General features: G+C 67.3%; 12 protein-coding genes and 1 tRNA gene. 5 read left to right on the top strand and 8 right to left on the bottom strand.

The features are described 5' to 3' along the window. Window positions 1-119: 119 nt before the first annotated feature. A tRNA-Pro gene (locus tag AB4Y75_RS15755) sits at window positions 120-193 on the bottom strand. Between the two features lie 283 nt (window positions 194-476). Between AB4Y75_RS15755 and AB4Y75_RS15750 the strand changes: the two genes are divergently transcribed. Then, a complete protein-coding gene (locus AB4Y75_RS15750; protein ID WP_441436824.1) occupies window positions 477-1,250 on the top strand; it encodes a hypothetical protein in 774 nt (257 codons plus the stop codon). Window positions 1,251-1,343: 93 nt separating this feature from the next. Then, window positions 1,344-2,318, top strand: a complete 975-nt coding sequence (locus AB4Y75_RS15745; RefSeq protein ID WP_441436823.1) for a hypothetical protein — start codon at window positions 1,344-1,346, stop codon at window positions 2,316-2,318. Between the two features lie 15 nt (window positions 2,319-2,333). Here AB4Y75_RS15745 and AB4Y75_RS15740 read toward each other — a convergent pair whose 3' ends face one another. After that, a complete protein-coding gene (locus tag AB4Y75_RS15740) occupies window positions 2,334-2,930 on the bottom strand; it encodes a TetR/AcrR family transcriptional regulator (RefSeq protein WP_441436822.1) in 597 nt (198 codons plus the stop codon). 105 nt (window positions 2,931-3,035) lie between these two features. On the opposite strand from AB4Y75_RS15740, the gene AB4Y75_RS15735 reads away from it, so the two are divergent. From AB4Y75_RS15735 to AB4Y75_RS15725, 3 genes are all read left to right on the top strand, one after another. Then, complete coding sequence (locus AB4Y75_RS15735; RefSeq protein ID WP_441436821.1) at window positions 3,036-4,187, top strand: ABC transporter permease; 1,152 nt, start codon at window positions 3,036-3,038, stop codon at window positions 4,185-4,187. A gap of 120 nt (window positions 4,188-4,307) precedes the next feature. Then, window positions 4,308-4,937, top strand: coding sequence for a DUF6318 family protein (locus AB4Y75_RS15730; RefSeq protein ID WP_441436820.1), 630 nt, complete (start codon window positions 4,308-4,310; stop codon window positions 4,935-4,937). Window positions 4,938-5,065: 128 nt separating this feature from the next. Continuing rightward, window positions 5,066-5,860, top strand: a complete 795-nt coding sequence (locus AB4Y75_RS15725) for a hypothetical protein (protein WP_441436819.1) — start codon at window positions 5,066-5,068, stop codon at window positions 5,858-5,860. A gap of 339 nt (window positions 5,861-6,199) precedes the next feature. On the opposite strand, the gene der is transcribed toward AB4Y75_RS15725, so the two are convergent. The 6 genes from der to AB4Y75_RS15695 form a co-directional block, all read right to left on the bottom strand. Beyond that, a complete protein-coding gene (gene der / locus AB4Y75_RS15720; protein ID WP_441436818.1) occupies window positions 6,200-7,732 on the bottom strand; it encodes a ribosome biogenesis GTPase Der in 1,533 nt (510 codons plus the stop codon). 9 nt (window positions 7,733-7,741) lie between these two features. Continuing rightward, entirely contained in the window at window positions 7,742-8,407 is a 666-nt protein-coding gene (locus tag AB4Y75_RS15715) for a lysophospholipid acyltransferase family protein (protein ID WP_441436931.1), read from the bottom strand. A gap of 70 nt (window positions 8,408-8,477) precedes the next feature. Next, window positions 8,478-9,281, bottom strand: a complete 804-nt coding sequence (gene cmk, locus AB4Y75_RS15710; RefSeq protein WP_441436817.1) for a (d)CMP kinase — start codon at window positions 9,279-9,281, stop codon at window positions 8,478-8,480. Beyond that, window positions 9,278-10,414, bottom strand: a complete 1,137-nt coding sequence (locus AB4Y75_RS15705; protein ID WP_441436816.1) for a prephenate dehydrogenase — start codon at window positions 10,412-10,414, stop codon at window positions 9,278-9,280. Before AB4Y75_RS15705 ends, cmk begins: the two co-directional genes overlap by 4 nt. Before the next feature lie 3 nt (window positions 10,415-10,417). Then, the gene (locus AB4Y75_RS15700) at window positions 10,418-11,830 is read right to left on the bottom strand and encodes a pseudouridine synthase (protein ID WP_441436815.1); all 1,413 of its coding nucleotides are present in this window, start codon (window positions 11,828-11,830) and stop codon (window positions 10,418-10,420) included. Between the two features lie 192 nt (window positions 11,831-12,022). Continuing rightward, complete coding sequence (locus tag AB4Y75_RS15695) at window positions 12,023-12,589, bottom strand: hypothetical protein (protein ID WP_441436814.1); 567 nt, start codon at window positions 12,587-12,589, stop codon at window positions 12,023-12,025. Window positions 12,590-13,049: the final 460 nt, after the last annotated feature.

The following is a 13,049-nucleotide window of genomic DNA, read 5'->3' as shown; positions in this document are numbered from 1 at the left end:
TAATCAGCCGGCTCGATTCCCGTGTTTCACGGTCCGTCACCATCTGACACTACAAGGCGCTTCCCCATTGGGCCGGAAACGACAAGACCCTGGTAGATCGTGTCTACCAGGGTGCTAAGTCGGGCTGACAGGATTTGAACCTGCGACCCCTTGACCCCCAGTCAAGTGCGCTACCAAGCTGCGCTACAGCCCGCCTTGCCTGACCGTTATCGCTGTTCGCGGCCGTTCAAGCAACGGGTTCTACCCTATACGAAAACCGGCCCAGATGCGAAATCCTCGCCGCCCTAGAGACCCCTTGTGTCGCGGCGACGGGCAGCGATCCTGTGACCCGTCGCCACACCTCAAACCACGCCCGCCACGGCGTCCGAATCCACCGGCGCAACCCTGCCGTCACCGCCCATTCATCCTGCCGCGCCAGACTCCCTGTGCGCCCACTCCCCAGGGCACGCGCCACACCACACAGCAAGGACTCCCCCTTGGATCGCCGTCGTTTCTTCACCGCTGCCGCTGCCACCACCGCGGTCGCCTCCCTCCCCCTTCTGGCCGCGGAGCCCGCCTTCGCCGACTCTACCGACGCGCAGACCAAGAAGCTGACGCGCCTCATGCTGGACGCGCTGAGCCGCGAACTGGACGACCATGCGACGGCGAGGGTCGTCCAGCCTCACCTTCAGGACGTCGGGTTCAACTGGCACCCGCCGGTGACGGCTGTAGCGAACATCGACTACATCGTGGCCTACGCATTCGGCAACCGTGCGCCGGCCGGCGGCGGTGACCCCGCCAAGGTCCTTTACGAGCCCGGGCCCGTCAACGAGGCTCTTGCGGACACCATCGCCGCCGTCCGCAAGCAGAAGACCGTCCCCGTCTTCGCCCAGTGGGAGATCGCCCGCTTCCTGGCTTCGAAGTACAACATGACCCAGGTGATCTCCATCGAGCCGGTCATCGCCAAGGACGGCACTACTACTTACCTCAGTACTGATGGCGTCGCCGCCCAGGTGATCACCCAGCGCGGCACCGGCGGCACTGGCGGCGTCGTCGGCTTCCGCGACCACATCAAGCGCTGCGTCCAGACCACGCGCGACCGCGGCATGACCGCCTTCGCCCCCGCCGGATTCGAGATGCCCGGCACCTACGACCTCCAGTCGGGCCAGCCGTGGACCCGGCGCCGCGACCTCTACCTCCTGCACGACATATACGCCCAGATGGCCGTTCTCCGCGGCAAGATGATCGCCGAGGCGTACCCGAACGGGTGATGGCGCCACAACCAACCGGCGCAGATGATCAAGTTCGCTTCGGCGCTTCCTGTGACATGAAAGGTGTCAGTCGGCGTGGCTAGACTGCGCGGCATGGGGAAATCACATGTCGTCACCGCGTTAATCTCAGCACTGACCCTCAGCCTTACGGCCTGTGGTGGAGGTCCTGCCACCAAGCCCGCCGAGGAGACCGTCGCAGCTTCGCAGACAAGCGCCTCAGCATCCAAGGCGCCGGAGGATGCCGCTCCGACTGCCACCTCGCCGGCCCCGGCCGAAAAGACAACTCCGCCTCCACCGGCCTCCAAAGTTTTCAGCACACCGGACGGCTCCATGACCTTCAAGTATCCGTCCACGTGGTCGGTACAGCCGGTGCAGGGACAGCCGAACAACTTTTCGGTGCTCGATGCCCATGACAAGGTACGCGCCACCTTCCGTGACAAACTTCCGATCCTCCCCTACATGAGCATTCCCACCGACGTCGACACGGGCTTGTCATGGCCTGTTGCCGGCATCAAAGGCCCGGGTGGACAAGAGGTGCGGCTCCTGCTTCAGGCAACGTACGGCCAGGCACCGGGAAGCCAAGCGGCGTACTTCGACCTCAAGTTCACCGGTAGCAAGGAACCCCTGGGGCGAGCCGCCGTCGAGATTCCTGCGGGAGGTTACTACGTTTCATTCGGCGGAATCTCGGCTCTGAAGACCGGCCCCGGGGTCCCGACTCGAAGCGCCCTGGTCGACGCCGCCCGTGCCTTTGCGAAGACCCCTGAATTCCAGGAGACCTCGTCCGTAATCACGTCACTTGAGATCCACCCTGAACGCATCAAACGGATCGGCTGCTTCGGAACCAAATACCGCTACGAGAAGATCACAGGCCTGAGCTGTGACGACGCCAAGGGAGTCATGGAGAGAGTCCTGCGAACCGGGACAGGCGCTGGTGCCCACAGTGTTGAAACTGCAGACTACTTGTGTTTCTACGCCAGCTACGTCGAACATCAAGAAGGACAAGCCGACGTCATCTGTCAGAACAAGAAAAACTACAACGGGATCAAATTCGAGGCCTGGCTCAAATAGCCGGGGCTCCGCCCCTCATAACCCACCAACCACCACCGCCACGGCCTCGCGATACCGCGCCCGCGCGCCGTCGTCGAGGAAGCCGCTCTGCACCATGTAGCCCTGCACCATGCCGAGCACGGCGGGCGCCACGCGACGGCCCTCGGCCTGCGCTTCGCGCTCCCCCAGCCCACGTGACTGGCGGAACCAGGCGGCGAAGTAGTCAGCGAAGTGACCGCCGATCTCACCGATGAGCTTCTCCGCCGTCTCGGCCAGCGCCGGCGAGTGGATCGCCTCGCCCCAGACCTGCACAGCGACACCGGGGAAGAAGCCATTTTCAGGCATCTGCTCGAGGAACGCCGGAATGACCTCCGCCGGCGCCGGCACCTGGTCGCGCCCCAGGTACTCCTCCAGCATGGCGACCCGCTCGCCGAGCACCTTCCGCCCGACGTCGATCGTCAGCTGCTCCTTGCTGCGGTAGTACACGTACACGGCGCCGGCGGACAGCCCCGCCTCCGCGATGATGTCCGACATCGACGTCGACGCGAACCCCTTCCGCGCCACGCACGTCAGCGCGGCCTCCAGAATCCGCTGCCGCTGCTTCTCGCGGTGCTCGTCGCTGACCTTCGGCATGCCCACTCCTCCATCGATCCACCGAAAACGAATGATCGTTCTTGACAGTCTAGCCTCCGCGAGGACAATAGAGAACGAATATTCTTTTTGTTGAAGGAAGTCACCATGAACACTCCCCAGTCCACGCCCGCCCACCGGGACACGAGCCCCGCCACCCACGCACCGCACACCCCCTGGCCGCACGCCCTCCGCGCGGCGGCTCTCGCCGCCGTCGCGGTCTGCGTCATCCTCCTCGCCTTCGCCTGGCCCAGCGTCACGGCGAAGGCGCAGCACCTGCCGATCGCGATCGTCGGGAGCGCCGAGCAGATCCAGCAACTGACCGAGAAGGCGCCGGACGGCATGCTCGACATCCGCACCGTCGCCAGCCGCGACGACGCCCTGACGCAGATCAAGAAGCGCGACGTCTACGGCGCCGTCGTCCTGCCCGCCACCGCCGGGGCGGGCGCGCCCGAGATCCTGGTCGCGAGTGCAGCGAGCCCCGTCGCGAGCTCCGCGCTGACCCAGCTCGGCGCGGGAATCCAGCGCCAGATCGACCAGCAGGCCATCACCGGACTCACGTCCGCGGTCCAGCAGATGCAGGCCGGGCTCGCTGCCGCCGCCCAGGGCAAGGCCACACCGCCCGCCGCCGGATCGACGACGCCGGCCGCCCAGAAGCCGGCCAGCGTCCCCACCGTGGTGGTCACCGACGTCGTGCCACTTTCCGCCGACGATTCCCGCGGCGCCGGCCTGGCCGTCGCGGGCCTGCCGCTCGCCATGGGCGGCATGGTCGGCGGCATCCTGATCTCGCTCCTGGTGTCGGGCGCGTGGCGTCGCCTCGCAGCGGTTGTGGCCTACGGGGTGCTCGGCGGGCTCGGCCTCGCGGGCATTCTGCAGGGCTGGTTCCACACCCTCCAGGGCGACTACGGGCTCAACGCCGCGGCGATCGGACTCAGCGTGGCGGCGACGGCGGCGATCATCACCAGCGCGTCGGCGCTGATCGGGCGCGCGGGCATCGCGGTGGGCGCCGTGCTCACGATGTTCATCGGCAATCCCCTCTCCTCCCTGACGCAGCCCAAGGAATTCCTTCCGGCGCCGTGGGGCGACGTCGGCCAGTGGTTCGTGCCCGGTTCCTCCGGCACGCTCCTGCGTGACCTCTCCTACTTCCCCGACGCATCGACAGCCTTCCCCTGGCTGGTCCTGGCCGGCTGGGCGGCGCTGGGCGTCGTCCTGATCGTGACGGGCCACTTCCGGGATCAGTCAGCCGTAGCAGAGGTGTAAACGGCACGGTCGGGGTGGGCGGCGCATCACCCACCCCGACCTGTGGATAACTTCTGTCATCTGTCGGTCATTTGACGTAGAGTGATGCTTGTCTCTGCCACCGACCGTTGGGGGTCATCCATGAAGCGTGTTGTGTCCTGGTGCGTGCTCGTTGCGCTGTCGTGCGTGGGCCTGGTTGCCTGCGGCACCGGTCCTGCTGGACCGAGCCTTTCTCCCCCACCGACGACGACGGCGACCGCGGTTCGCGAGTCCTCCTCCCCTTCACCTGTGGTGACGTCCGTCTACAAGCCGGCGACCGCGACCAGCAAGGCACAGAACGTCCCCGTGCCGGTCATGCCGGAGGCCGCGAAGAAGGAGACTCCCGAGGGAGCGAAGGCGTTCGTGGGGTACTGGGTCGCGATGCTGTCGTATGCGTATGAGACGGGGGACGTGAAGACGCTCGATACTCTGGGCGCGCCGGGGTGCCGACTTTGCCATTCGCAGCCGACGAACATCGCTTCGGAGTGGAGCAATGGGGCTTGGACTGAAGGCGGGAAACTGAGGATTCCGCATTTCGAGATCAAGGCCACGCCCTATCCCAGCCGAGTGACGTTGGTGGCACAGATCGATCAAGATGCCATTAAGGTGCACGACAGGAACGGCAAGATCACGGCAAGTCGTCCCAAAGCTACAACAGCGGTCGCCTTCGTGGTCGACTATTCGACCAAGGGATGGGGAATCACCGACTCGAAAAGGTGGGTCGGAGAATGAGCCGTCACCGTCTGCTCGCTCTACTTCTCACTGCTTGCTTTTCACTTGCCAGTATCGCCCCGACGCACGCTCAGGACGGTGGGGCGCCGTCTGTGGGTCTAGACCAGGACTCTGCTCAAGTCGGAGATGTGAGGTCCGCCGACTCGAAAACGGGTGACCTTGCCTCCGTCCACACCTCGCCCGACGCGCCCAAGTATCAGTGGCTCCTCACGCTCCCCTGCCAGATCGACAAAGCCGGCAGCCAGGACACCAAGTGCCTCGGATCGAACCGGAATGCCCAGAAGTGCCCGGCCGGCGCGGACCACAAGGAAGCCGGCTACTTGGCGCAGTACCGCTACGCACCGGTCGGGCTGTCGGACCCTGAATGGTCGCAGTGGACCAACGATGGCTCACCGACCTGCGTCTACAACCCTCGGGAAGCCCAAGCGCTGCTCAACATCCCCGGACTCGTCGCCCGGGAATTCCAGTCACGCAAGATCACCGCGGCCGAGTTCGGGGTTCAGCCGCAGCCGCACACGTTGATCGGATTCAACACCAACTTCTATTCGCACCCTGCGAAGCAGACCTTCCCGCTGACGCTCCTCGACCAGCGGATCACGCTCACGGTCTACCCCGTCACGTCCACCTACGACTACGGCGACGGAACCACGCTCGGGCCCACCGAACTCGAAGGATCAGCCCTGCCCAACTCCCAATGGGGCACCGAGACCAGAACCTCTCACGCCTACCAACGCACAGGTGACTTCACCGCCAGCGTCACCACCCGGTTCCACGGGAGCTACAGCATCAACGGCGGCCCCACCATGCCGATCCCGGGCGAAGCCACGGTCACGTCCCCAGGGGTGCGTCTGTCCGTCTGGCGTTCCAAGGTCGATTGGTACGCCGACGACTGCAACCAGAACCCCAACGGTGCCGGTTGCTGAGCCACCGACGAGTCGGAACGGGCTGGAGCAGCCAGCGCGATCCGGACCCACAGAACCGCGCCCTTCCTGGCATTCCGCTCCCCCATTGGGGCGCAATACACCAGGAAGAGCGCGGCACACCAAGAAGAGCGCAGAACCCACGGCCGGAACTGGAAATCGGTGCCCGAATGTCGTTTCGGTGCGGCAATAACCACACCGCGAAGAAATTCGGGCACCGATGTGACCCGGCCCGCCCCACCAAACGCCGACGGCGGGCCTCCCCCTCAGGGAGATCCGCCGCCGTCGTCGTACGTCAAGCGCCGTCACTCAGCCGCCGGTTCAGCGGCCAACCACAAGAACCTAACGGTTCCGGCCGCGCTTCTCGCGCACGCGCATCGAGACCTCGATCGGGGTGCCCCGGAAGTCGAAGGTCTCGCGCAGACGACGCGTGATGAAGCGGCGGTATCCGGGATCCAGGAACCCGGTGGTGAACAGCACGAACTTCGGCGGGCGGCTGCTGGCCTGCGTCGCGAAGAGGATGCGGGGCTGCTTGCCACCACGCACGGGGTGCGGGTGGGCGGCCACGAGCTCGCCGAGGAACGCGTTCAGCTTGCCGGTCGGGATACGGCGGTCCCAGTTGTCCAGCGCCAGCTCGAGAGCAGGCACCAGCTTGTCCTTGTGCCAGCCGGTCTTCGCGGAGATGTTGACGCGAGGCGCCCACTCCACGTGCGCCAGATCCTGATCGATCTCGCGCTCCAGGTAGCGGCGGCGGTCCTCATCCAGCAGGTCCCACTTGTTGAAGGCCAGTACCATGGCACGGCCGGACTCGATCGCCAGCTGCAGAATGCGCACATCCTGCTCGCTCAGCACCTCGTCCACGGCCAGCAGCACCACGGCCACCTCGGCCTTCTCCAGCGCGGCCTGGGTACGCAGCGAGGCGTAGTAATCAGAACCGTGCGCCATGTGCTGACGACGGCGGATACCGGCCGTGTCCACGAACTTCCAGGTCTCGCCGCCCAGCTCGATGTACTCATCGACCGGGTCACGCGTGGTGCCGGCCAGATTGTCGACCACCACGCGCTCGGTGCCCGCCAGCTTGTTCAGCAGCGAGGACTTGCCGACGTTCGGACGGCCGATCAGCGCGACGCGCCGCGGGCCACCCGTGCGCTCGATCGCGTCCACGGCGGAGAACTCCGGCAGGATCTTCATGGCGTGATCCAGCAGATCCGCCACGCCACGGCCGTGCAGACCGGACACCGGGTACGGCTCACCGAAACCGAGGCCCCACAGTGCGGCGGCCTCGGCCTCCTGCACGAAGTCGTCCACCTTGTTGGCCACCAGGATGACCGGCTTCTTGGCCTTGCGCAGCATCTTCATGACCAGCTCATCCGTGGCCGTGGCGCCCACGGTGGAGTCCACCACGAACAAGACAGCGTCGGAGAACTCCACGGCGATCTCGGCCTGCGCGGCCACCGAGGCGTGAATGCCCTTGGCGTCGTGCTCCCAGCCACCCGTGTCGACCACGGTGAACCGCTTGCCGTTCCACTCCGCCGGGTACATGACGCGGTCACGGGTCACGCCCGGAACGTCCTCCACCACGGCTTCGCGGCGACCCAGGATGCGGTTGACCAGCGTCGACTTGCCGACGTTCGGCCGGCCGATGATCGCCAGAACCGGAGCGGGCTTGCGCTCCACCTGCTCGAAGTCCTCGCCGAGGTGCTCCGCCAGGAGGGCGGCGTCGTCCTCGTCCAGCTCATAATCCTCCAGGCCGGCCCGCAGGCTCGCGGCCCGGGCCTCCTGCTCGGTCTCGTCCATGGCGGCGAACGTCTCATCGACGTTGTCCGGACCAGCGGGGACGTACTCCTCTTCCTGGCCGTTCAGCTTCTCGCTCATGATCTCCCTTTACGAATTCTCCAGCCGGGTCCCGGCCGGTACCACGCTGCCTTCCGGCAGCTCAAGTCCACTTCTCCGCACGACGCGTGACACTTCGTTCGCCAGCGCCTGCCTGATCTCCTCGGCCGCTCTGTCCATTGAAGCACGGCCGCTTTCCCCCGCCCCACGGCTCAGCCGCAGCGGTTCCCCGAAGCCCACGGCGAATCGCCGACCGGGCCCGGGCACATGGTCCAGATGTTCACCTTCACGCCGGGTTCCGGTGATCCCCACCGGCACGACGACGGCGTCCGAGTGCAGTGCCAGCCACGCCACCCCATTGCTGAGGCTCGCCGCCGTCCCGCTCCCCCGGGTGCCTTCCGGCAGGATGCCCACGTTCCGGCCCGCATCGAGCAGAGCCTTCGCGGTGTGCAGCGCCTGGCGCCCATGGGACCGGTCCACCGGGATCTGCCCGGCGGCCCGGAGGACACCGCCCAGGAACCCCGTGAACATCTCCTGTTTCACCAGGATGTGCATGGGCACCGGGCTGGCGCCGAACATCACCGGCCCGTCCAGATAGCTCAGATGGTTCCCAGCGAACAGCACCGGGACGTCCCTGGGGACGTTCTCCGTGCCATACACCGTGGTCCGGTACGCCACATGATCCAGGAACCAGCCCACCGGCCGCGCCCACCACATCGTGGCGGGGTGCGGAAGCCGGGGACCCGCAGGACCGGACGATGCGGCGCCCGGGAGCGCCGCGCCGTCGTCAGTCACGCTGTTCGGCGGGCACCGAGCCCAGCATGCCGTGTTCCAGCACCCGGTGCACGATGTCCAGCACCGCGTCGACCGTCTGCTTGAAGTCCAGATCGCTCGAGTCCAGCGTCACCACGCCGTCCGCGGCCCGGGTGAAGTTCACGACGGTCGAGTCTTTCGCGTCACGGGCCAGGACCTGCTGGGCCAGCTGCTCCTTGGTCTGCGACCCGCCCAGCTGCACACCACGACGGCGCAGACGCGCCTCCTCGCTGGCGGTCAGCAGGAGCCGAACCTCGGCGCGGGGAGCCACCACGGTGGTGATGTCCCGCCCCTCGACGACCATGCGGTTGCGGTGCTGCTCCATGAGTTCCCGCTGACGACGGATCAGCTCGGTCCGGGCGCCCAATGTGGTCGCGACGGCGCTCACGTGCTCCGAGATCCTCGGCTCACGGATCGCCTGCGTGACGTCCACGCCACCGACCCGCACGAACTCCTCGTCCGGGCTGGTGCTGATCTGCAGTGCCAGCGCCTCCGCCGCGTTCTCCACGGCCGCCGCGCTGCCGAGGTCGATCCCGGCGTCCAGGCAATGCCAGGTCAGCGCGCGGTACATCGCCCCCGTGTCCAGATAAGCGAGACGCAGCGCACGGGCCGCCGCCTTGCTCACGCTGGACTTGCCGGAGCCGCTGGGGCCGTCGATGGCCACCAGCAGGGACCTGCCCGGACGGACCACCACGTACTCCTCGCCGGAGCGCAACGCCGCAGCACTGGACGCGGCAGCCGCAGCCACCGTGCCCGGGTTCGGGGTTCCCTCGGTCATTGCAACACCTTCCAGCCGCGCTTGCTCAGTTCTTCCACCAGGGCATCGTGCTTGCTCGGCAGCACCGAAATCTCCACCATGCCCACATTCTGCCCGGACGAATGGTCAAGGCGCATGTCTTCCAGGTTCACGCCGATCTCACCGATTTCGGTGAGCAGACGTGCGATCTGACCCGGCCGGTCATCCACCAGCACCGTCAGCCAGGCATAGCTGCGAGCCTGCCCGCCGTGCTTGCCAGGGATCCGCGCCTGCCCGGCATTGCCCTCGCTCATCAGCTGAGCGAGATCCAGCCGTGCGCCCGGCGCCTCGGGAGCCTCCAGGGTGTTGATCAGCCGGTTCAGGTCATCGCGCACGCCGTGCAGGATCTCGACCATCGGGCCGGCGTTCGCGCCCAGGATCTGCACCCAGAGCTTGGGGTCGCTCGCCGCGATGCGGGTGGTGTCCCGCAGACCGTTGCCCGCCAGGGAGAGGGAATGCTCCCCCACCTCCTGGAGGCGGCTCGCCAGCAGAGACGACATCACCTGCGGCAGGTGCGACACCAGGGCCACGGCCTCGTCATGCTCCACCGGGGTGAATTCGTAGACGATCGCGCCCAGGTCCAGGGCCAGGGTCCGCGCCATCTCCAGAGCCTCGGACGAGGTCTCCGGCCCGGGGCAGAGCACCCACGGCATGGACGTGAACAACTCGCCACGCGCCGCGACCGGCCCGGACTTCTCCCGGCCGGCCATCGGATGCGTCCCCACGTACCGGCCGAGGTCCAGCCCGGACGTGGCTGCAGACGCCTTGAGCGCGGCCAGGATCCCGGCCTTCACGCTCGCGATGTCCACCACCACGGCGTTCGGGTAGGCGCCCAGCGCGGCCTCCACGACGGCGGCGGTCACGTCCGGCGGCGACGCGACGACGACGAGGCGCACCGCGCCGTCGTCGTGCCCCTGCGCGGCCAGCTCAGCGAGAGGAAGCCCCGCGCCGATGTCGACGGCCACGGCCTGGTTGGTGGGCGACGGGTCCGAGAGGTACACCTCCACGCCCCGCCCCCGCAGGCCCAGTCCGATGCTCGCGCCGAGCAGGCCGGTGCCCAGGATGACGACGGGGCCGGTCAGCTGACCGGGCCCGTGCATGCCGAAGGCGGACATGCCTTACAGCCCCACCGCGGCCATCAGGTGGCCGAGTTCCTGCTTGCCCAGGCGGCGGATGCTGCCCTGCTTCTGGTCGCCCAGGCCGATGGGACCGACCTTCAGGCGCACCAGGCGCAGCACGGGGAAGCCGACGGCGTCGAACAGGCGGCGCACGATGCGGTTCTTGCCCGAGTGCAGCACGACCTCGATCAGCACCTTGCCCGGGGTCGAGTCCACGAGACGGAACGAGTCCACGCGGGTCACGCCGTCCTCCAGCTCGATGCCTTCCAGCATCTGCTTGCCGATGCCGTGCGGGAACGGGCCCCGCACCTGGACCAGGTAGGTCTTCGGCACTTCGTAGGACGGGTGGGTCAGGCGGTTGGCCAGCTCACCGTCGTTGGTCAGGAGCAGCAGACCCTCGGTCTCGGCGTCCAGACGGCCGACGTGGAAGAGGCGCTCGCCACGGACCAGGCTCGGCTTGATGTAGTCGCTGATGCAGCGACGGCCTTCGGGGTCGGTCATCGTGGAGACGACGCCCTTGGGCTTGTTGAACGCGTAGTAGACCATGGAGTCGTTCAGCTGCAGACGGATGCCGTCCACGTGGATGACCACGGTCTCCGGGTCGACGCGCAGGCCCAGCTCGGTGACGATCTGCTCGTCCACCTCGACGCGGCCTTCCAGGATCATCTCCTCGCAGACGCGACGGCTGGCCACGCCGGCCTGGGCCATCAGCTTCTGCAGGCGCACGCCTTCTTCGCTGTGCAGCTGGTGGTCCGGGACATCGCGACGGGGTGCGCGGCGCGGGGACTTGACCGGGCCCTTGTACTCGCCGAAACGCTCGGAACCGAACGCGGCGCTCGACGCCGGGCGAGCGGGTGCCGCTCCCGGCTTGCGGCCTGCACCCTTCCGGGTGCCGCCGACGGTACCGGCGCCACCGCGGCCGGTGCCGGCCTTGGGCTTGCCGTTCTTGGTGAAGCCCGGCTTGTTGGAATTGGGGCGGTTCGGCTTACGCGCGCCGTCCTTGGTGAAGGCGTCGCGATCCTGGCCGGGGCGGTCGCCGCGGAAGTCCCGGCTGTCGCGGGAGTCCCGGGAATCGCGGCTGGGGCGGAAATCGCCGGAGCGGGAGTCCCGGCTGTCGCGGCTGGGGCGCGCGTCCCGGCCCTGCCACTCGCCACGGCCGGAACCCTGGCCGCGGCGGTCATCGCGGCCGAAGCCGCCGGAGGAGGAGGGGCGTCCCGCGCCCTGACCACGGCTGCCGCTGGAGCTGCCGCCCTGGCCGTAACCGCCCGAGCGGCGTCCGCCGTCGTCGCTGCGGCCGCCCTGCTGGGCGTCCCGTCCGTACTTGCTGAAGCCCGAAGAGGCTTGGCGGCGGCTGCCGCCCTGGTTACGGGCGTCGCCGCCCCGGTGTGAACCCTGTCGTCCCGACTGTGTCATTACCTGGCCTTAAGTTGTGGTGTTTCATGGTGCTGCACTCGACCCGTCGTGCCGGTGGACCGGTTCCGGGGAGCGCCTGGCAGCCTCATGGCATGCCGAAAAGAGGGCCGTCGAAACAGTGATCTGAACACACTGTTTCGACGGAAAACCACTGTTTCAGCGGATTCAGCGGACCGGGCCCGCATCCACGGGTCATGCGGCACGAGCCCGAGCCGTCGCCCACGCAGAGTGAATCCGTCGCTTCACCTCGACCGGGTCGTCCAGATCCTTCCAGTCCAGGCGGACGAAGATCCAGCCCTGTTCCATCAGCCGTCGTTCACGGATGCGTTCGTCGAGGATCGCTTCGTCCGTCGGCACGTTCCCGAAGTACTTCACCCGGCCGTCGAATTCCAGCGCGACCTTCAGATCCGGCCAGGCGAAATCCAGGCGGCGAAGCCCGCGGTCCGTCATGACCGCGAACTGCGACACCGGCATCGAGACGTTCTCCGACCACAGGAGGAACCTCGTCCGGGTCTCCCCCATCGACTCGCTCAGCGGGTCACCCAGTTCCAGTGCCCTGCGCAGGTTGACTACCCCGCGGTGACCGGTCATGTTGCGCTCGTAGTCCTCCAGGACGGCCCGGTCCGCTCCCAGACGCAGCACCTGATCCATGACGACCAGCGAACCTTCGAGGTCCAGGATGCGGCAGCAATCGACGGCGGTGCGTTCCAGCGTGGTCCCCTCAGTCGCCCCGAAGTCATGGACTTCGCCCGGAAGCACCGGAAGATGATGGATCACGGTCGACGGACCGAGGCGCAGGGGCGATGTCCTCGTTCTGCAGGTGACGTGGACGTACTCGTCGGCGTGCCACAGCTGACAACAGTGCAGGCGCGCCGCCGAAGTGTGGCTGTACACGAAGGCCCGGCCCCGGCGTCGCGCATGGACTTTCTGATGAGCCCGCAACCGCAGCTCGGCGCGCCCTGATCGTGGAAGGCCGACGGCATGATCCCGCCGGGCGTAAGCGCCCCTCTGGATGCGAAGGAGAAAGCCCGATTCTACGAGCCGACGGCGTTGGGCATGCCGGATACCCAGTAGATCGAGTTCGGCCGACGTCCAGAGGACTTCATCGGGATCCAAGCGAAGATGAGGTGACTTCATACCTGTCACGGTGCACCCGACGCCCCGACCCAGCGGTCCACCGGTACCCGTATGTGGACCATCTGCCTCAGGGAGGGTGTGG

The organism is Arthrobacter sp. RAF14 (genome assembly GCF_052114185.1).
Classification (GTDB): domain Bacteria; phylum Actinomycetota; class Actinomycetes; order Actinomycetales; family Micrococcaceae; genus Arthrobacter_E.
Note: the sequence above shows the minus strand (reverse complement) of the source record. Positions and strands in the feature narration are given on the sequence as shown.

What these genes read in the sequence shown, in the direction of transcription:
- AB4Y75_RS15745 (WP_441436823.1), top strand. Translation starts at nt 1,344, where the DNA reads ATGGGGAAATCACATGTCGTCACCGCGTTAATCTCAGCACTGACCCTC.
- AB4Y75_RS15740 (WP_441436822.1), bottom strand. Translation starts at nt 2,930, where the DNA reads ATGCCGAAGGTCAGCGACGAGCACCGCGAGAAGCAGCGGCAGCGGATT.
- AB4Y75_RS15735 (WP_441436821.1), top strand. Translation starts at nt 3,036, where the DNA reads ATGAACACTCCCCAGTCCACGCCCGCCCACCGGGACACGAGCCCCGCC.
- AB4Y75_RS15730 (WP_441436820.1), top strand. Translation starts at nt 4,308, where the DNA reads ATGAAGCGTGTTGTGTCCTGGTGCGTGCTCGTTGCGCTGTCGTGCGTG.
- der (WP_441436818.1), bottom strand. Translation starts at nt 7,732, where the DNA reads ATGAGCGAGAAGCTGAACGGCCAGGAAGAGGAGTACGTCCCCGCTGGT.
- AB4Y75_RS15715 (WP_441436931.1), bottom strand. Translation starts at nt 8,407, where the DNA reads ATGTGGTGGGCGCGGCCGGTGGGCTGGTTCCTGGATCATGTGGCGTAC.
- cmk (WP_441436817.1), bottom strand. Translation starts at nt 9,281, where the DNA reads ATGACCGAGGGAACCCCGAACCCGGGCACGGTGGCTGCGGCTGCCGCG.
- AB4Y75_RS15705 (WP_441436816.1), bottom strand. Translation starts at nt 10,414, where the DNA reads ATGTCCGCCTTCGGCATGCACGGGCCCGGTCAGCTGACCGGCCCCGTC.
- AB4Y75_RS15700 (WP_441436815.1), bottom strand. Translation starts at nt 11,830, where the DNA reads ATGACACAGTCGGGACGACAGGGTTCACACCGGGGCGGCGACGCCCGT.